At 45.1% G+C, this 19,832-nt stretch carries 18 protein-coding genes and 1 pseudogene; 6 read left to right on the forward strand and 13 right to left on the reverse strand.

Annotation, left to right across the window (positions count from 1 at the left end; translation table 11 throughout):
* Nucleotides 1–2: 2 nt before the first annotated feature.
* From MKX36_RS21120 to MKX36_RS21140, 5 genes are all read right to left on the reverse strand, one after another.
* Nucleotides 3–977: a polysaccharide pyruvyl transferase family protein gene (locus tag MKX36_RS21120; protein ID WP_126666636.1), complete on the reverse strand. Its 975-nt coding sequence runs from the start codon at nucleotides 975–977 to the stop codon at nucleotides 3–5.
* The gene (locus tag MKX36_RS21125; RefSeq protein WP_013373123.1) at nucleotides 952–2,331 is read right to left on the reverse strand and encodes a lipopolysaccharide biosynthesis protein; all 1,380 of its coding nucleotides are present in this window, start codon (nucleotides 2,329–2,331) and stop codon (nucleotides 952–954) included. Before MKX36_RS21125 ends, MKX36_RS21120 begins: the two co-directional genes overlap by 26 nt.
* Before the next feature lie 73 nt (nucleotides 2,332–2,404).
* Nucleotides 2,405–3,358, reverse strand: a complete 954-nt coding sequence (locus MKX36_RS21130; RefSeq protein WP_016820343.1) for a glycosyltransferase family 2 protein — start codon at nucleotides 3,356–3,358, stop codon at nucleotides 2,405–2,407.
* Between the two features lie 39 nt (nucleotides 3,359–3,397).
* Nucleotides 3,398–4,339, reverse strand: coding sequence for a glycosyltransferase family 2 protein (locus tag MKX36_RS21135; RefSeq protein ID WP_017425545.1), 942 nt, complete (start codon nucleotides 4,337–4,339; stop codon nucleotides 3,398–3,400).
* 204 nt (nucleotides 4,340–4,543) lie between these two features.
* Nucleotides 4,544–5,344 (reverse strand): DUF1836 domain-containing protein, encoded by an 801-nt coding sequence (locus MKX36_RS21140; RefSeq protein WP_340865581.1) that lies wholly within the window; start codon nucleotides 5,342–5,344, stop codon nucleotides 4,544–4,546.
* A 224-nt stretch (nucleotides 5,345–5,568) separates the two neighbouring features.
* Between MKX36_RS21140 and MKX36_RS21145 the strand changes: the two genes are divergently transcribed.
* A complete protein-coding gene (locus tag MKX36_RS21145; RefSeq protein ID WP_017425547.1) occupies nucleotides 5,569–6,933 on the forward strand; it encodes a hemolysin family protein in 1,365 nt (454 codons plus the stop codon).
* A 127-nt stretch (nucleotides 6,934–7,060) separates the two neighbouring features.
* The gene (gene bacA / locus MKX36_RS21150) at nucleotides 7,061–7,858 is read left to right on the forward strand and encodes an undecaprenyl-diphosphate phosphatase (protein WP_017425548.1); all 798 of its coding nucleotides are present in this window, start codon (nucleotides 7,061–7,063) and stop codon (nucleotides 7,856–7,858) included.
* Between the two features lie 125 nt (nucleotides 7,859–7,983).
* On the opposite strand, the gene MKX36_RS21155 is transcribed toward bacA, so the two are convergent.
* From MKX36_RS21155 to MKX36_RS21185, 7 genes are all read right to left on the reverse strand, one after another.
* Nucleotides 7,984–8,310: a thioredoxin family protein gene (locus tag MKX36_RS21155; RefSeq protein WP_019688638.1), complete on the reverse strand. Its 327-nt coding sequence runs from the start codon at nucleotides 8,308–8,310 to the stop codon at nucleotides 7,984–7,986.
* A gap of 152 nt (nucleotides 8,311–8,462) precedes the next feature.
* Entirely contained in the window at nucleotides 8,463–9,374 is a 912-nt protein-coding gene (locus MKX36_RS21160; RefSeq protein WP_340865585.1) for an aldo/keto reductase, read from the reverse strand.
* A gap of 158 nt (nucleotides 9,375–9,532) precedes the next feature.
* Nucleotides 9,533–10,276, reverse strand: a complete 744-nt coding sequence (locus MKX36_RS21165) for an alpha/beta hydrolase (RefSeq protein ID WP_340865587.1) — start codon at nucleotides 10,274–10,276, stop codon at nucleotides 9,533–9,535.
* A gap of 33 nt (nucleotides 10,277–10,309) precedes the next feature.
* Nucleotides 10,310–11,290 (reverse strand): siderophore ABC transporter substrate-binding protein, encoded by a 981-nt coding sequence (locus tag MKX36_RS21170; RefSeq protein WP_019688641.1) that lies wholly within the window; start codon nucleotides 11,288–11,290, stop codon nucleotides 10,310–10,312.
* A 12-nt stretch (nucleotides 11,291–11,302) separates the two neighbouring features.
* Nucleotides 11,303–12,061, reverse strand: coding sequence for an iron ABC transporter ATP-binding protein (locus MKX36_RS21175; protein ID WP_340865589.1), 759 nt, complete (start codon nucleotides 12,059–12,061; stop codon nucleotides 11,303–11,305).
* Nucleotides 12,055–13,005 carry an iron chelate uptake ABC transporter family permease subunit gene (locus tag MKX36_RS21180; RefSeq protein ID WP_017425553.1) on the reverse strand — a complete coding sequence of 317 codons (951 nt, stop codon included), beginning with the start codon at nucleotides 13,003–13,005 and terminating at the stop codon, nucleotides 12,055–12,057. Before MKX36_RS21180 ends, MKX36_RS21175 begins: the two co-directional genes overlap by 7 nt.
* Nucleotides 12,995–13,948, reverse strand: coding sequence for an ABC transporter permease (locus MKX36_RS21185; RefSeq protein ID WP_045245007.1), 954 nt, complete (start codon nucleotides 13,946–13,948; stop codon nucleotides 12,995–12,997). Before MKX36_RS21185 ends, MKX36_RS21180 begins: the two co-directional genes overlap by 11 nt.
* A gap of 324 nt (nucleotides 13,949–14,272) precedes the next feature.
* Here MKX36_RS21185 and MKX36_RS21190 point away from each other — a divergent pair, with 324 nt between their 5' ends.
* The 4 genes and pseudogenes from MKX36_RS21190 to MKX36_RS21205 all read left to right on the forward strand — a co-directional run bounded on the left by MKX36_RS21190 (nucleotide 14,273) and on the right by MKX36_RS21205 (nucleotide 19,192).
* Nucleotides 14,273–14,950, forward strand: a complete 678-nt coding sequence (locus MKX36_RS21190; RefSeq protein ID WP_340865592.1) for a response regulator transcription factor — start codon at nucleotides 14,273–14,275, stop codon at nucleotides 14,948–14,950.
* Nucleotides 14,951–15,870: pseudogene (locus MKX36_RS21195) on the forward strand (sensor histidine kinase). It begins immediately after the preceding gene.
* A 107-nt stretch (nucleotides 15,871–15,977) separates the two neighbouring features.
* On the forward strand, nucleotides 15,978–16,655 hold the full coding sequence (locus tag MKX36_RS21200; RefSeq protein ID WP_117290008.1) for an ABC transporter ATP-binding protein: 678 nt from the start codon (nucleotides 15,978–15,980) through the stop codon (nucleotides 16,653–16,655).
* Nucleotides 16,652–19,192, forward strand: a complete 2,541-nt coding sequence (locus MKX36_RS21205) for an ABC transporter permease (protein ID WP_340865597.1) — start codon at nucleotides 16,652–16,654, stop codon at nucleotides 19,190–19,192. The genes MKX36_RS21200 and MKX36_RS21205 overlap by 4 nt, the downstream gene beginning before the upstream one ends.
* Before the next feature lie 99 nt (nucleotides 19,193–19,291).
* Here MKX36_RS21205 and MKX36_RS21210 read toward each other — a convergent pair whose 3' ends face one another.
* The gene (locus MKX36_RS21210) at nucleotides 19,292–19,831 is read right to left on the reverse strand and encodes a GNAT family N-acetyltransferase (RefSeq protein WP_340865598.1); all 540 of its coding nucleotides are present in this window, start codon (nucleotides 19,829–19,831) and stop codon (nucleotides 19,292–19,294) included.
* Nucleotide 19,832 lies beyond the last annotated feature (1 nt).

Below are 19,832 nucleotides of genomic sequence, written 5' to 3' on the forward strand. Positions count from 1 at the left end.
GATTAAGACGGTTGCTCTAATGCTTCGGGTGCTTCACTGAACAGCTTCGCCTTCGGATTCGGCTGTGTCCAGGTATTATAATATTGCGAATTCTTGCCGTAAGAATTATCGATGACAACATGCGGCATATCAAGCAGGCAGGCCAGAATATGACCATGCAGCCGTGAAGTGCGAACCTCGCGGTAAGAGCTGAACAGCGTAACCGCCTTGTTCATGAGATGGTCGGTGTACTTGTACCAGAATGTACGCGTAGGCAACGGTCCACCCATTTTCTTATTCAGTCGGTAAAACTTTTGGAAATATACAATCCCCTTCACTTCCAGCGGAGTGAATAAAGTATCCCAGTCCAGACGGTGAGAGGCATCAGCCTCGTCATCGAATTTCTTTTGTCCTCCTACCGTTTCAATATCTGTACGCAGGAAGTACAATACGTCCTTCACGGTTTCCGTAGTCGGCTTCAATGGCCAAAGCTGGTGTGCCATATCTGGACATAATGTGATACTGCACTGGTTCAGTTTATCCTTAGCCCACTGATAAGAGCGTGTATCCCGCACAAACATATGTAGATCCGGGTGAGCATTAAACAGGGCAGCCACCTCATTAGCCTTCTGTTCAGACTGGAAGTGGATCGTCTGCGGCATGATTACAATTCGGTGGTTAGGGAAATCACGAACGATGCGTTCCCGCAAATTTTGGTGATTTGAATATAGATCGCCAAAGTTGCCACCGCCGTGGCATACGATAATCCAGTCGCCCGGAATATGAAGCTGATCGGGAATATCCATGGCGCTATAACGGGCACGGACACGAATGCCATTATCCTTAAAGAACGCTTCGGTGCCTTTCATGATCAGTACGTCCCCACCGTTATTATAGACGGGATAATCGACATAAATAATGTTCGAACCTTGAGGGACTACGTCGAGAATGACGCTCAGCTTATTTTTCAGTTTAGCCATGGGATGCGAATTCGGCATCTTTCAGTTCTCCCTTCCTGCGCTTCTTTTGTATAGTCTGCAAGACAAATGTAATATCACTTTTATCAAAAATGATCCGGGATAGCGGAACATTGAAAAACATTGGGAACGAGAACAGCGAGAACGCCAACCGTACACAAGCACCTACAAGCAAAGCAATAGCAATGCCGTCCAGACCGAAGATCGGTGTACAAATAAAAAACAGACCGACGGTGATCGCATAGGCCACAATTTGCCGGAACAATACCAGTCCCGGACGACCGAGTGCGTTAAAAGCCGAAGCCAGAATCCATGAGCCACCACCGATAATACATTCCAGTGATAGCAGGTAGAACGTTAGCGATGCTTCCAGAAAAGCGGGTCCGTACAGCAAACCCAGCATGTATCGACCAATAAAGAGAGCTGGCACAATGACGATGAGCATCGCAGCCATGGAGATGCGAAAAGCACGACCCACCGTTTCGACAATTTTGCTGTGTTCCATCCCTGTCACTTTCGGGAAGGTTACATTAGTGACGGCATTTTGCACCACATTGAACACACGGGACAAGGCGTAGACAACAGAGTACAGACCGAACGCTTTGGGTGACAGCAGCGCCACAATGACGATTTTGTCCGTTTGTGTGGACAGCGTTCCCATCAACTCCATCCCATACACCCGCGCTCCATAGCTATAATAAGGGCGCAGCACTTGGCGGCTGGTCAACGGACGAAATGCGCGTAGGTTCATATGCTTGCGCAATCGGAGGAACGCCCACATGAGCGCAAGGAAACTCGCGGCAAAATTCACTGCCCCCGCCAGTTGCACATTGAGTAAGCCCATCAGCCACAGGGTCACTAGACCGATGAAATTCAGTAACGGATAGTAAAACAGCAGGCCGTTATATACGCTAAACCGATCCAGTCCTTGCGATAATGCCGTCGTAAGTGCTGTAAGCACAGCTAACGGTACTGCTGCCGCACAATAAATCTGCGACAGTTGGATAATGTCTGCACCATAGCCATTCAGCCACAGCGGCATACATATCCAGGCCACCGCTCCCGCCAACAGACTGGCAGGCAACTGAATCCAGAGCGACAACGCCAGCAGTTCTTCCGTCGTGCCTGTTTTCTTCTTAAGGTTATAAATTAACGAGGTTGGCAAGCCGAAGCTCAATACACTGCCGATCAGCGTAGGCCAGAACAGAACAGCCGCCAGTTCACCTTTCCCCTCTACTCCGAGCATACGTGCGGTCAGGATGGAAGTCAGGGTCGTGACGATTAGCACAAAAAAATTGTTAAAGCTCGTGCGCATGATCGTTTTGGCGAGACTGTCACCCGTGAATACTTTCCTTGCTGCTGTCCATGTGCTCATGTTACGTCCAACTCCTGTTCCTTATTAAGCCTCTCGTCTCTATGCTCACATCGCGTCTTTTGACGCACCTCCATCAGCCTACCGTTTTTTTTGAATTGCGTTCAGACAACTGTCCTCCGCTAACAGGCTCCTTCGTACTTGAGAAAATCTCTTTCAGTGCTCTTCTATAGCCTTGAATGGCTTTATGATTTTTTTTGGGTCTCTCCCTTAAAATCTGATACAACGTCGTCCAATATAGTGCTGCATAACCGATCGGCCCAGATCCCTCGTCACGTAGTAGATGAATATGATTCATCACCCGCATATAAGTAACCTGTTCCATATTGTCGCGCGAGGACGGCGATTCGTGATGAAGCAGCGTAAGGGCCGGATTAATATACAATGGACCGCTTTTCATGGCGATACGGGAAAGTAATAAATCCTCGCCAACGCTATAGCTTTGCAACCAAGGTACCGGCTCCAGACTTAGAATCGCATCACGGCGAAATGACATATTACAACCATGAAAAAACTGGGTCTTAAACGTCTTCTTGGCCTTATGCCAGTTGTACATCGAGCCGGACTGACCGCTGAGGGACAATCTCCCTTTGGACAAAGATTGCTGGAACGAAAGCAAGCAGCGAATTGTACCCATGAAGCTGTTACTCATTCCCTGTGCTATGCCGCCAACACCAGCTGCCTGCGGATACGCCTCATAGGTGCGCATCAACTCATTCAAGTAGTTGCTCGGCAGCTCAACATCATCGTCAAGGAACAAAATGATGTCACCTTGCGCAAGCTCCACCGTCTTTACACGTGATAACCATAGTCCGGGCTGCTCCTTACGATGATATCGGTAGGCAATTCCCGCTCTGCTCAACTGATGCTCATAACGTTCCAGCACATGCTTTGGCAGTTTTCCGTCATCAATAATCCACAGCTCGGTTTCACATGCCTCTGGTGCTCCCCCCATGGCAATTGAATTGATGCATCGGGTCAGATCGTCAACCCGATTGCGGGTGCACAGAGCAATGGACAAGCTTAACATCATACTCCCCCTTTATCCTGTCAATGTGTATTAAGCAGATTACTGAACCGCCGGGCCTAAATATTCGTTATATTTTTGCTTACGCGGGTTCAGAATGAACAACACCCCCTGCTTGTATCCATCTGCTGCGTTAAAATTACGGCGCAGCGTTTCTTTGAGCATCAAGTAGGTTAAGGTCCATAAAAGAGCTCCATACTGGATAAATCCTGCCTTTTTCAGGGCAAGAAAATAATAGTGGTTAATCGCTGTGGCCTTGGCTACTTTGCCCGCCTTATCGCGCGAGCTTGGAGATTCATGATGGATGATCATTAAGTCGGGATTAATCACCAGTTTGCCGTAACGACTCGCTAACTGGCACATGTACAAATCGTCAGCCACCGCATAGCTGGTCATCCACGGATACGGCTTCATGTCCCGAAGCGCATCCCTCCGAAATGACATATTGCAGCCATGGAAAAATTCAGTGTCAAAAGTCTCGGTTGCTTCGCTCCAACGCAGCAAAGAACCTGCCAGACTACTGGGCGAGAGCTTGCCAAGGGAAGAAGACATCTGAAAAGTCAAAACGCCAAGCAGCTTTCCTGCCCGGCTTGAATGTAGTCCCTTTGCAATCCCTCCAACACCTACAATCGTGTCATCCTGTTCGTAGGTATCGAGCAAGCGCCGGATATAGAGTTTATCGTCCAGTTCGGCATCATCGTCAAAATACAGCACAATATCATACCGTACGAGAGACAAGGCCTCATAGCGGGATAACCAAACGCCGGGACGACTTTTTTTATAATATTTGAGAACACCTTGAGGCAATCCGGACACCATGTGACGGTACTGTTCAATCTGTTGGTCGGAAATATCGCCGTCATCAACAATCAGCAGTTCTACAGCTGTATGCTCCAATTGTTGCTGTGCAGCAATAGATTGTATACAGCGTGTCAGGTCTTCGATCCGGTTGCGGGTACAAATGATGATGGAGACATCGGACATGCCATTACCTCCTGTGTGTGTATCCAGATGCTTTGGAAGAGATATTCAAAGTTTTTCCAATTGCTGGATTATATATGTTTATTGTATCTTTGACAGCGTTTGAGTGTATATACCTCTTTTGTATACTTTTTCAGTCTCCAAAAGGGTAGACAATCCTCAAAAAAGAGCAAAAAAATAGGATCGGCTTCTTGTGCCAATCCTGATCTATCCTTGAAAATCCAGAAACAACGTGGCATTCACATACCGACGTGCCATCGACAAAAAATAACTATTTTGCACCGATACCGCTGCCACCAGCAAAGTATTACGCACTGCTTCACACTGGTTAGGGGTCAAATGCTGTAAACGACAAGTATATTGATCTGCGGCTTGTACCAGCAGTTCTTCTGTCGCAGCTTCCTGACGTTTCTGTCCTGTAGCAGAATTTCCGTTGTCTTTTGCATACCCTGCTCCTGCCACATCAAGCAGTTGGTCTCCGTTCGCATCCAGCTCTTCAAATAAAGTTGAATATGCAGCGTACAAATCGACCGGCTGAATCAGATCATCCGTATCATCTTCTGGCTGTTGGAACAGGATATAAAATAGCTGACGGATAGATTCAAAATCAAGACATGATTTTAAATCTTCCACGATGAGCAATATAGCAGCCTGGTTGACTGAGTATTTTTTGCCGATTTTCGGAGCGCCGAGGAAATCCTTGAAATCACGTTTGACCCAATTTTGCATAGAGGCCAGTGAGACATGGCTATATTCCACCAGTTGGCCTAAAGAAACGATCTCCTGCAGCGAAAAGGCTGCGCTGTGCTTGCCCTTGATGATTTTATCCAGCACAGGCGTCACTTCGGTATATAGAAATGTCGGCATGGTACTACCGGAACGGGCAAGATGGCTATGAGTGCGCCTCCAGGCGTCCTGAAGAACAGCCAAAGGCTGCAATTCGCTGCGGCCTTCCATGGCCAGCAACAAATGGGCCATATCACGGCGAGTGAGGGTAAAAGACTCCATCTGCTTTCCTCCCTTTATTGCATTTCAAGTTCATTCGAACTCATCATACGCCCTTAAACTAGGCTTGTAAAGTGAAGCAATGAGCCGTGCGGGTACTATTATGCCTTATTTTTCGTGTAAATTAGAGGTAGGTGACCTGCTACGATTCCATATGAACCTTGTATATTTTCTTTTAAGTTCTTAAAATAAGTTCAAGTGAACTCAAAATAGAGTTCCTTAAAAAATTGAACGAAAAAGGGATGAGTGAAAATTATATGGGTATAGGTGTCAGTCTATTTTTGTTTGCGGTGTTGATTTTATTTAGTGCTTTCTTCGTGGCTACCGAGTTTGCGATTATTAAAATCCGTTCCAGCCGGGTAGATCAGCTGGTGGTGGAGAACCGTAAAAACGCACTGGCGCTACAAAAAGTCGTCAATAATCTGGACGGCTACCTGTCTGCCTGTCAGCTTGGTATTACGATTACAGCGTTAGGACTCGGTTGGCTCGGTGAACCAACTGTAGTCAAACTGCTGGAGCCTCTCTTTCAACAGCTCAACATCAATGGGGAGTTTTCACATATCCTGGCCTTTATTATTTCATTTGTCATTGTAACTTACCTGCACGTGGTGATCGGCGAACTGGCTCCCAAAACATTGGCGATCCGCAAAGCGGAAGCTGTCAGCCTGTTAACCTCTCCAGTCATCGTGTGGTTTAATCGGATTATGTATCCGTTTATTTGGCTCCTTAACGGCTCGGCCAATCGCCTGGTTCGTCTGTTCGGTCTTCAACCGGCTACTGAGCATGAAGAAGCGCACTCTCAGGAAGAAATTCAGATCATTTTGTCCGAAAGCGTGGAAAGTGGTAAGATCAATAACACCGAATATGGCTACGTAAATCGTATCTTCGCTTTTGACGAGACCGTTGCCAAAGAAATTATGGTGCCACGTACAGATATGGTATGCTTGTTTACGAATCGCTCGCTCAAAGAAAACATGCAGACTATTCACGAAGAACAGTATACCCGTTTTCCGGTAGCGACAGACAGCAAGGATCAGATCATTGGTATGATTAATACCAAGCAGCTATTCCTTGAGTATGATCGCAATCCCGAGCTTGTTTTCGATAGCCTGATTCAACCGATCTTGACCGTTCCGGAAGTTATTCCCGTCAACACGCTGTTGAAACGTATGCAGAAGGAGCAGGTTCATATCGCTCTCCTGGTCGATGAATATGGTGGAACCTCTGGTCTGATTACCATTGAGGACATTCTGGAGGAGATTGTTGGCGAAATTCGGGATGAATTTGATAAGGATGAACGGAAGGAAATCGAGAAACTGACGGAGAACAGTTATTTGATGGATGGTAAAGTGATGCTTTCCGATCTGAGTGATCTGACGGGCTTGACATTGGACGATGAAGACGTGGATACTGTCGGAGGGTGGGTGTATAGCCGGGTTCCGGAACCGAGACAGGGCAAGGAATTCATAGAAGATGATGTGAAATTTATCATTCGTGAAATGGGTAAAAATCGTATTCGTCGGGTGGAAATTATTTTACACCACAAATCCCCGATCTCGGAAATGGAGTCGGACACTTCTTCCCAGGAGTGAACTTTGTGATCTGAGCGACCAGCATACTGCACTTGGCACTTGCGTTCACTCCTACTGAAATGACATATTTTTAGGGCAAACGACTCAGGTTGTTTGCCCTACATGCGTGTAAGGAGGAGCTAGTAAATTGGATATTTTATCATCTATTATTATGGGTATTATTGAAGGGCTGACAGAGTTTTTGCCAGTCTCTTCGACGGGTCACATGATCCTTACGGCTGATCTTCTAGGGTTGAACACCGAGAATGATACGGTCAAAACATTTGAGGTTATCGTACAATTAGGTGCTGTGATGGCGGTCGTTGTATTATACTGGCGCAGATTCCTCAGCCTGTTTGATTTCAGACGCAAAATCTCATCCCAGCCACGTCTAAACCTGTTACATATTATTTTAGCCATGATCCCTGCGGGAGTAATTGGTGTACTGTTCCGTGATGTGATCAAGCAATACTTGTTTGGTCCTGAAACGGTTTTGTACAGTTTGGTCATCGGGGGCTTGCTCATGATTGCGGCTGAAAAATTCCATCCGCCTATTAGATCACATACGTTGGATGAGATCACGTACAAACAAGCATTTACCATCGGTGTGTTCCAAGTCCTAGCTCTGTGGCCAGGCTTCTCTCGTTCAGGCTCAACTATGTCTGGGGGCCTATTCGCACGTGTAAGCCATACGGCAGCCGCAGAATTTACATTCCTCGTATCTGTTCCGGTCATGCTGGGTGCATCGGGGATTGATATGATTAAAAGTATGGATCATCTGTCTATGAGTGATTTCCCGGTGTTCGCAGCCGGCTTTATTACTGCCTTTATCGTCGGGATGCTGGCAATCAAAACGTTCCTCGGTCTGCTCAAACGCTTGAGCTTGACTACGTTTGCCATCTATCGTTTCGTGTTGGCGGCTGTGTTCTTTTTCATTATTTTGTAATCATTGTTTGGTATCCTATAACCAAAAAGGGATATCCAAGTGGCCTTAAGGTCAGCCTTGGATATCCCTTTTGCTATTTTGCGGGCTTGGGTAGATCGTCCTGATCTACCTACCATGCGTACTGATTACTGTTTGGATTCCAGCGTAGTCAGGTATTCCGAAACTTGAGCTGGCGTTTTGGCGTATTTGCTGTGCAAATGAGCAATTTTCTCGCCATTACGGAACACGAGCAGGCTCGGAATGCCGCGTACTTGATTTTCTTCAGCAATCGGCTGAAACTTCTCGGCATCAAGCGCAAAGAAACGCTTATCCGCGTTCTCCTTCATAATGCCGTCCATAAATTTATCCAGCGTCTTGCAATCTGGACACCAGCTGGTATCAAATTTCACGACGGTTAGACCGTCACCGTTAATTAAATCCTGATATTGTTGCTCAGATTCGATACGTTCCATTCGCTGTTCCCTCCTAGAGTGAATTGATAATATCTTCACATTCACATATGAATGATAAATCAGGCTTATTCCTATATTGTAATGATTCTTTTATATATTGCAACTGGAATGAGTACATGTTTGAGCATGTACTTATTCTATTTTTGCTCGGATCAGCGGTATTGCGCATCATAACGATTGGCTCGGCTGATATGCTGTAGCGTCTCTCGCTCGTACTCAGTTAGCGGCGCAATGTCGGCAGCGGAAATATTATGCTCCAATTGCCCCAAAGAGCTTGCACCCGGGATCACAGCAGCAACAGCCGGATGAGACAGGCTATAACGGATCGCTGTCTGCTCCATACTACGGTCCGCCCCTGCAAATGCTTTTAATTGCTTACGCACGTCCAGCAGCTCTGCTTCTTCGTAGTCTAGGTATCCCTTCGCTGCCTTTTCTTCCCCCTTGTCGGCCAATACGCCGCTCGCCACGGGTCCACGTGCAATCACACTAATTCCCCGCTTCTGAAGCAAAGACAGTACTTCTTCCTCTGCACGCCGGTCCAGCAAGCTATACTGATTCATAACACTAACGATATTCGAGCGTTCCACATATTCACGGATGACATGCGGGCGAATGGAGGAAATACCATAGTAACGGATGACACCTTCCTGCTGTAGTTGCTCGAAAGCCTCAATGGTTTCATCGATCGGATCGTCAATCGTCCCTCCGTGCAACTGATACAGATCGATATAGTCCGTTCCCAGGCGGCGCAGACTTTCTTTCACGGCTGACAGGATATATTTCTTCGACGGGTCCCATCCCCAGCCCTCCTGCCCCGGTATACGCCGATTGCCGACCTTGGTCGCCAGGATGACATCCTGGCGCCGTCCACGGATGGCTGCCCCCACAATTTCTTCATTGCGTCCATGCTGGTACAAATCGGCCGTATCCAACAGATTCACGCCCCTGTCTAACGCTTCATGGATCAAGTAAACAGCTTGCTGCTCCTCCGTACCGACCGACATACATCCCAAGCCAATCTCACCTACCAGCAAATCCGAAGCCCCCAAGCGGTTTTTTTTCATCGTTGTCTCCCCTCACTTCAATGACGTATAACTTTAAATTTTTAACATTTCTCTATTATACGAAAAATACATACAAAAAAAACAACCCCAAAGACATAGAGACTCCACGCTCTCCAATCCTTTGAAGTTGTTGTATGAAATTCGTATTCCCTTAAAAGCTATCCGAACAGCCATTGAATGGCCTTAGGAAACTGACGCTGAAAACAATCTACACGATGCACCGCATCTTGATCAAGCTCAAGCAGCACATCTTTTGTGTCAAGTCCCTGTGCCAGGAGCACCTCGTGTGCCTGAAGGGTCAGCGGAACCATGTCTTTTTGTACATTCGTCTTCCCTTCCCCTTCACGGGTCCCGACAGAGATATATATCCGGCGTGTCCCGGCCATTACAGTAGCAAATGATGCAGATTGCATATAATCGATCATACCGGGAAACCAATATGAGCCCGAGATCGAACCAATGCGTCCAAATATGTGCGTATACTGGAAGGCCGCATACATGGAAATCAGTCCACCCAACGAAGCACCGATCAGCCCCGTATGCTCCAGCCCAGTTTGCACTGGATATTTTGCCTCGACATAGGGCATTACTTTTGTAACCACAAACGCCAGATAGGCATCTCCGCCACCGCCAAAAGCAGGTCTTCCCTCTACTAAAGCAGCTGCCTTCCAAGGCGTATAATCGTCCAGCCGATTCACGGGCTGAATGCCCACCAGTATCACACGGGGCAGCTCTCCCGTAGAAAAACCTCTTTCCAGTTCATCCAACCCGCTTAGAAATAAAGAGCTGCCATCCTGCACATACAGCACAGGATACAGCTCATTAGGATTCACAGATACGGGAGGTGTATAGATGTGTAGAAGATACCCATCTAATGAAATTTCATCTACATGACCTTTCATCTTACGCAGTCCCCCATGATGTGAATGTATGCATTACAGTGCAGCATCTATTTCCTTGATCATTTCAGATACGGATTCCAGACCATTACCTGACAGGTACCAGTAGTTAGGATCAAGGTATACAATATGTCCATTTTTATATGCATTGGTTTTCTTCACCAGTTCATTCTCAATGGTTTGTTTACCTGTAACCTGTTCCTTGCCTTCCTCGACCACCACAGCCCCACGGTCAACGACAAAAATATAATCTGGATTTTTTTGCTGTACATATTCAAAGGAAACCTTTTGTCCATGCGTGGATACTTTAATGTCAGGATCTACAGGAGTTACGCCAAAAGCATCATGAATGATACCGAAGCGGGATTGTGAGCCATATGCGCTCAGGCTTCCTTCGTTCGTCAGTACGATCAAGCCTTTAGCCTTGCTCGCTACCGCCTTGTCATGTACAGCCTTAATGGAGCTATCAATCGCAGCCAGTTCCTGTTTGGCAGCATCCTCTTTATCGAAGATTTGACCCAAGGTTTCAACGTTTTTCTTAAAGGAATTGATATAATCCTTGGTGTCTACAGCCATCGAAATAGTCGGTGCAATCTTGCTCAACTCTTTATATGCATCAGCTTGTCTGCCGCCGATAATGATCAGTTCAGGAGAGAGATCACTGATTTTCTCATAATCCGGCTCAAACAGCGTACCCGCACTTGCATATTTGGAATCTTTATATTTGCTCAAATACGTAGGAAGATCCTGCTGCGCTACCGCCGCAACGTCTACTCCTAGCTTATCCAACGTATCTAATGAACCAAAATCAAAAACAACAACATTTTTCGGATTGACTTTAACTTGGACTGGATTCTCATCGAGTGCGTGTTTGACCGAGACGGTTTTGGATTCCGTTGTTGCAGTCGATGAGCCATCGCCAGTCGCTTCTTGTGTTGCCGGAGCCGCTTTGCCACAGGCCGATACGATCAGTACCAGTGCAAGCATTAGCGTTAAAAACATCAAATTTTTCTTCATTTTACATTCCCCCTAAGTGAAGTACACACAAATTTTATGATCACCGATCTGTTGAATCGGAATATCCATATCGTACAAATCTTTTAATACCTGACTATCTATCATCTCGTCAGCCGTTCCTTGCTTTAGCAATCTGCCATTCTTCATCCCGACAATATGGTCCGAATAACAGGAAGCAAAGTTAATATCGTGAAGCACCACCAGAATCGTTTTGCCCAGATCATCCACTAAATTGCGTAGCGTCTTCATAATCTGAACCGAATGCTTCATATCCAAATTGTTCAGCGGCTCATCCAGCAGGATGTATTCCGTGTCCTGTGCCAGAATCATAGCAATAAAAGCCCGTTGCCGCTGTCCTCCACTGAGCAAATCAATATGCTTGTCCTTCATATCCTCCAATCCCATGTAAGCCATAGACTCCTCCACCATTTTGCGATCCTCGCTGTTCAATCTGCCCTTGGAATACGGAAAACGGCCGAAGCTGACCAGCTCCTTCACGGTTAAGCGGATGTTGACATCATTAGTCTGTTTTAAAATGGATATCTTTCGGGCCAGCTCCTCACTTTTCGTCAGGTTCAAGGCCTGCCCGTCAATCAGGATTTCTCCCTCATCACTGTCAGTTAGGCGACTAATCATCGACAACAAGGTGCTTTTTCCAGCGCCGTTAGGTCCAATAAAGGAGGTAATGGTGCCTTTAGGTATAGTGACGGATACCTGCTCCACCACATTTTTATTCCCGTAGCGTTTGGTTACGTTTTTGACTTCTACCATGATTTATTTTCCCGCAGCAAAAGGTACAGGAAGTACACCCCCCCGATAAAGTTAATAATGACGCTGACTGTTGTCGACAAGTCGAATACTCTCTCTGCCAGCAGTTGGCATCCTGCCAATGCGATGACACTAACACAGATGGAGGCCGGGATGATATAACGGTGCTGATACGTCTTCATCACCTGATAAGCCACATTGGCCACAATTAATCCGAGAAATGTGATCGGTCCAACAAGTGCCGTAGATATGGAGATGAGAATCGCTACAATAATCAGCAATCTTTTGATGATATAACTGTAAGGAAGCCCTAAATTAATCGCATGCTCCCGTCCGAGCGACAGCACGTCCAGGTACTTAATGAATCTCCACGCATAAGCAAATACGAGCACGAGCACGAATACAGAAAGCCATAACAGTTCGGTGTTTACATTACTAAAGCTGGCAAAGCTCTTGTCCTGAATTTTCGCAAATTCGTTCGGATCAATCAGCACCTCCATAAAGGTAGACAGGCTGTTGAACAGTGTCCCAAACACCAGACCGATCAGTAAAAGCACATAAATTCCCCGTCCATCTTTGCGGAAAATTAACTTATATAGCAATCCCGCGAACAGCACCATCATCCCCACCGACAGCAAAAAGTTTAATTCTTTGCTGGTCGAAATCAGCGGGACGGAACCAAATGCAAAAATTATTGTCGTCTGAATCAGCATATACAGTGAATCCAGCCCGATAATACCCGGGGTCAAAATCTTGTTATTCGTGACCGTTTGGAAAATAACAGTCGCAAAAGCAATGGAGCCACCGGTCAGAATGAAGGCTGCGACCTTTTTCAATCGTCGTGGCAACGCGTAATGCCAGGTGTGCGGAAGATCTATAAACACAAAAGCAGCAATCAACACAAGCGCGGCAGCGGCTAATATTCCGATTTTTAATTTAGGATTCATAAGCCCTTCTCCTCAGCAGCAAATACAAGAACAACGCGCTTCCGATCACACCAACCGTTAGCCCTACCGAAATTTCATATGGGTAAATGATCACCCGTCCCAAAATATCGCAAAACAGCACAAAAATGGCACCCAAGATCGCTGTATGTGCTAGGCTTTTTTTCAGATTATCCCCCATGTACATACTGACCAGATTGGGTACAACCAGCCCCAAAAAGGGAATCGTCCCGACGGTTAAGATAACAACAGAGGACACCAAAGCCACGATCACCAAACCAACATTGACAGTGCGCTTGTAATGTACGCCCAAATTGGCTGCAAAATCCTCACCCATGCCTGCAATTGTAAAACGGTTCGCATATATGTACGCCAACGCGACCAAAGGAACACTGAGATACAGCATCTCGTAGCGACCACTCATAATGAGAGAAAAATCCCCCTGCATCCACGAAGAAATGCCCTGAATCAGATTGTATTTGTAAGCAAAAAAAGTCGTCACCGAATTTAAAATGCCTCCAAACATCAAACCGACAAGCGGGATAAATACCGGGTCCTTAAAACGGATTTTATCCAGTATCTTCATGAAAATCAGGGTTCCCCCTAGAGCAAATCCAAAAGCCGTCAGCATCTTCGTCCAAAATCCTGCCGCTCCAAACACCATAATAGCCATCAGCACACCTAATCGTGCCGCATCCATCGTGCCTGCGGTGGTCGGCGAAACAAACCGATTCCGAGTAAGCTGCTGCATGATGAGCCCGCAGATACTCATACTCGCCCCTGCGATAATGATGCTGACCAAACGTGGGAATCTGCTAATCAGGAGTACCTGCGCTTGATCGTTGGATAAGTGGAACAAATCAAGTGGAGTTACATCATGCACACCGATAAACACCGAGGCGAAGGCCAGTACGATAAAAGCCAGTATTAAATAGCGCAATTTCATTTCTAACTAAGGGAGCCTGTCCAATAACCTGTACCAAGCTTCGGCCCTGTCCTCCCCTCCAATAATGATAATCATTATCAAAACAACTAGGATAAATTATATCAGTGATATTGTATCTGTCAAATTTTTTGCAATGAATAAGCCATGTCAAAAAAGGTGTTAGCAAAACCTGAATAGTCTGAAGAGTGAATGAGCAAATAAGAGCAATATCCTGTAAAATAGGGATGGAAGATTTAGGATTACCCGTTTCTCATTTTTACTGTAAGCAATTCTTGGAATTCGAGATTCATTAACTTGATGAATTAAAAAAATAGGAGGAGAATGATGAATCACATATTAATTGTCGAGGATGATATCGCCTTGAGTAACGGTATTGTTCTTGCCCTCAAAGAACCTAACAACGTATTTGTGCAAACGTATGACATAGCTGCTGCAAAAGAGCAATTGAACGTCACTACCTTTGACCTAGTGATTCTTGATATAAACTTGCCGGATGGGAATGGACTCGATCTTTTAACCCATTTACGAAAAAAAACAATGATTCCCGTCATCGTTCTGACAGCAAATGATATGGAAACAGATATTGTCACTGGTCTTGAGCTGGGTGCTGACGACTACATCACCAAGCCTTTCAGTCTGATGGTACTGAGAGCAAGGGTTGGTGTTCAGCTAAAGAAATCCAGATACTCGCTTGCGGACTCCATTCAGCTAGACAATTTTTCTTTTTCATTCGAGAGAATGGAATTTATTAAGAATGGTACACCTATTGAACTAAGTAAAACGGAGCAAAAATTGTTGCGCATCCTAATCAACAATCGAGGAAATACCGTTTCGCGTGATCATTTGGTAGACAGCATCTGGACAGATGGCGCTGAGTATGTAGGCGAAAATGCGTTGTCAGTCACCATAAAAAGGCTACGTGACAAGCTGGAGGATCATCCTTCCTCTCCTCTGTACATTAAGACTGTGTACGGTATTGGCTACACTTGGGCGGTGAAATGAATGACGATGCTGGATTATGCGTGTTTTGGAATTGCTATTACTGCTTTTTTCATTGCCGGCCTTACCATCTTTCTCTATCGTAAGAACGTACATAAAACAATGAAAACTATGGATCTTATGATTGAAGCTGCAATTAGTGGAGAGTTTTCAGAGCATGTTTTTGACGAATCCGTCATATCAGCAGTAGAGGCCAAGCTTGCGCAATTTCTTTCCATTTGCTCCGTTTCCTCGAAAAATTTGTTAGCAGAAAAAAATAAAATAAACGAGCTTATTTCTGATATCTCGCATCAAACGAAAACACCTATTGCTAATATCCTCCTCTACTCACAACTGCTCAGTGAATATGATTTGCCACCGGAAGGTTCCACTTGTGTAAAAGCTTTATCCACACAAGCCGAAAAGCTTCATTTCCTGATCCATTCCTTAGTAAAAACATCACGGCTTGAAACAGGGATTATCAAATTGTCGGCAAGGCAGGAGTCAGTTCAAAGGCTACTAACTACTGCACTGGAGCAAATTATGCCGAAGGCAAACGCTAAAGGGATTTCGATTACTATGGAGAGTAAAGAAATTCAGGCTTCTTTTGATTTAAAATGGACGGTTGAGGCAATCTCTATAATATTTTGGATAACGCCGTCAAATATACAGAAATGAGCGGGAATATATTTATTAAAGTGAGTGCTTATGATTTATTCTGTCGGATTGATATTACTGATAATGGCATTGGGATTGCAGAAGAAGAACACAGCAAGATTTTCAAGCGTTTCTATCGGTCACAAACTGTAATCTCGCAAGAAGGTGTCGGGATTGGACTATTTTTAACAAGAGAAATTGTTTCAGCTGGGGGCGGATACATCAAACTATGGTCACGCCGCGGCAGTGGTTCCACCTTCTCGATTTTTCTCCCCATAGACAAGTAATTCTTACAACACTGTTAGATTTCAGAAAGATTGTAGAAAGATTCATATGGTAAAGTCTGTATTGCGAAGTATGGTGATACAGACTATTTTTCATGGAGGAGAAATGAATGACTCTGTTAAAAACTCAGGAATTGAAGAAGTATTATGGTAACGGGGATACTGCTGTTCATGCCCTAGATGGGGTGAACCTGGAGGTGGAAAGCGGAGAATTTGTGGCCATTGTCGGTACGTCCGGGAGCGGCAAATCTACCCTTCTCCATATGCTGGGTGGACTCGATCGTCCGACAAGTGGAAACGTTACGATTGACGGTAAAGATATTTTCACATTAAAAGATGAAGAATTGACTATATTTCGCAGACGAAAAATTGGCTTCGTGTTTCAAAATTACAACCTGGTACCTGTTTTAAATGTCTACGAAAATATTGTGCTTCCGATTGAACTGGATGGTAAAGAACCGGACAAAACCCACATAGATAAAATTGTACATACCTTGGGTCTGGACCAAAAGTTGAATAACCTGCCCAACAATCTATCGGGGGGCCAGCAGCAGCGCGTAGCTATCGCCAGAGCATTGGCAGCAAAACCTGCAATTGTTTTAGCAGACGAACCCACCGGGAACCTGGACAGTAAAACCAGTCTGGATGTGATGGGATTGATCAAAGTATCCAGCCAGCAGTTCCGCCAAACGATAGTGATGATCACGCACAACGAGGAAATTGCGCAAATGGCAGACCGGATCATTCGAATTGAGGACGGTAAAATGGTCGGCGGTGAAGGCAAATGATCAAGGTAAAGAACAAAAAAGCAATCCGCAAGCTGGCAGATAAGAGCTTCAAAGTAAACAAAGCCCGTAACCTCATTGCTATTGTTGCTATAGCACTAACCTCATTGCTATTTACAACACTGTTCACTATGGGGATTGGCGCTGGGGAAAGCTTACAACGGGCGACCATGCGTCAGGCAGGTGGAGATGGGCATGCCGTACTTAAATATATAACGGATGACGAATTTAATCATGTCAAGAATCATCCGTTGATCAAGGAAATAGCTTATAACCGTATATTAAGCGACGAAGTTAAAAACGATAAATTTCTAAAACGTCACACAGAGTTCTGGTATTACAATGATGTAGGGATGAAGCTCGGTTTTATTGAGCTTAAAGAGGGGCACAAGCCTGTCGCAGAAAATGAAGTGATCGCAGACTCCAAGACGTTACAGCTATTGGGTGTTCCTTTGGAGATTGGAGCACCTTTGAGGCTAAAGCTTGACATACGAGGTGAAGAAGTGCAGCGTGATTTTATCCTCTCCGGCTGGTGGAAAAGCGATCCTGTGTTTAACACAGGACAAATATTCGCCTCCAGATCCTATGTCGATGCTCATGCAAAGGAATTACAAAGCACCTATAAAAAAAATCATTTCTATACAGGAACCATTAGTGCATATATGATGTTCGACAATAGCTTTGATTCGCGAGGAAAGCTCAATAAAGTGATTACCGAAAGTGGATATTCGCTTGACGAAGATGCACCGAACTATATCGCGAGTAATGTAAATTGGGCATACATCTCAACCAATTTTAGTCTAGATACAGAGACCATCATAGCGTTAACTTCTGCCCTGTTACTGATCATGTTTACCGGTTATTTGATCATATATAATATATTCCAAATATCAGTGATGCGAGATATCCGTTTTTACGGTCTCTTAAAGACGATCGGTACAAGCCGCAAGCAAATACGCCGGATTATTCGTAGACAAGCACTGATTCTATCAGCGCTAGGAATCCCGATTGGATTAATAGCAGGTTTTTTTATCGGTAAATCACTCGTGCCTTTTATTATAAATATGAGTGTATATAACGGTACTGAGATATCGGTATCCCCTAACCCTTGGATTTTTGTCGGATCTGCTCTGTTCGCGCTCATTACTGTAATGATCAGCACTTTCAAGCCAGGCAGAATTGCGGCAGCTGTCTCGCCAGTTGAGGCAGTAAGATACACAGACGGAAATACCAAGGGCGGCCGTAAGCTGAAAAAATCCACTGAAGGCGCTAAAATGATCCACATGGCTCGCTCCAACTTGGGGCGCAATAAAAAACGCACCGTGTTGGTAGTCATCAGTCTTTCGTTAAGCCTTGTACTTCTTAACACGGCCTTCACCCTGTCTCAGAGCATTGATATGGATAAGTTTGTATCCAAATTCAATGACACTGACTTTCTCATTGCTCATGCTGAATATTTTCATCGCCCCTATTTTAGCGGCCCTAAAAATGGAACCTCCGAGAGTTTTATTCAGGCTGTACAGACACAGCCCGGCTTTGAAGAGGGCGGTCGCTTGTACGGCGGCAGATTAGTGCTTACTGTCGAGAATGGAAAATACACCAATGAGGACGATGAGACAGATTCTCGCGGCAACTTCATCGCGGCAGTATATGGGCTGGAAGATTTACCACTGCACCGGTTGCGATTACTAGACGGTGAGCTTGATTTTGAGAAGCTGGCTTCCGGTAAGTATATATTGGAAGGGGTAGATTTAGATGACCATGACATCCCCCAGATGGAAAAGGCTCTGTATAAGGTGGGTGAAAAGGTCACGCTTCACAGTTATATGGGAGCAGCAGAAGCTCCGCTGGATAAAGAGTATACTACGCATGCATTCACAGTACTTGGTCATGTTGCAATTAAATATAGTACCAATTCTGATCGCCGTTCAAGTAAGTATAACTTCTATCTTCCGGCGAATATTTACAAGCCGCTTGCGGAGCAGCCTGCTGTGATGAGCTACGCCTTTAATGTATCCCCTGATCAGGAAGATGCCATGGAGAGCTTTTTAAAAAGTTACACCGAAACTACAGAGCCAGTAATGAACTACGCATCCAAGTTTACTTCAATGAATGAGTTTTCAGGTATGCAAAACACCATCATGATGATCGGAGGCACACTCAGTCTGATTATCGGCCTGATTGGTATCCTCAACTTTGTAAACGCAATTCTGACGAGTATATTGACACGGCGTCAGGAGTTTGCCATGCTGCAAAGTATCGGCATGACCAAAAAGCAATTGCGGGGTATGCTGATTTATGAAGGGCTATATTATGTTCTCGGCACCGCCCTATCCTCCATTTTATTAGGGATCATATTCTCTATTTCAATTGTGAAACCCCTAAGCAGTATGATGTGGTTTTTGAGCTATCACTTTATAATCTGGCCACTTCTAGCCTTATTGCCTGTACTGTTATTGCTGGGGATATTTATTCCAGTAGCAGTCTATTCTATGAATAACAAACAAAGTATTGTGGAGCGACTTCGAGAATCAGAGTAGTTGCACCTAAAAATAAGCAAGCAAAATACCCATGAGCGTCAAAAAGATGACTCCTGATCACATTCAGAGGTCATCTTTTTATGCCTAGAAAGGTCTTTTTCACAGAACATGACGACTCCACTCTTCCCGTAAAAGCCCCATTCGGATCGAATCATAATACTTTCCATTATAATATCTGAATTTGCGTAGTCTGGCTTCCAGGGTCATGCCCAGCTTCTCTCCACCCTTCATCATCCGATGGTTTCCTGACCAGGTTGTAAAACCTACTCTTACTAAAGGCAATGTATTAAACAAATGGTCGATCCACAATCGAAGTGCTCTCGTACCATAGCCCCCGCTCCAATACCCCGAATCATAGATACCTATCCCCATTTCAAGCCATTGCGAAGGCTGATGCTCCCAATAGTAGCTCACAGATCCAATGACCTTGCCTTCCACTTCAATGAGCCAAAAGTCATCTTGCCCGATTCGCTTTTCCTTCTCTTTTAAATAATCATCAAAAGAAAGCGTCTTATGTTCATAGTAAGGTGCATCCCATCGCTTCCATTCCGGTGCTTCTTCCTTATAAGTTAACGTCCATAGCGCATGTAGGTCTTGTTCTGTAACAGGCCTAATCGTTAAATCCCTATCCGTATACATC

This window comes from Paenibacillus sp. FSL W8-0439, from assembly GCF_038008995.1.
Taxonomy (GTDB): Bacteria; Bacillota; Bacilli; order Paenibacillales; family Paenibacillaceae; genus Paenibacillus; species Paenibacillus polymyxa.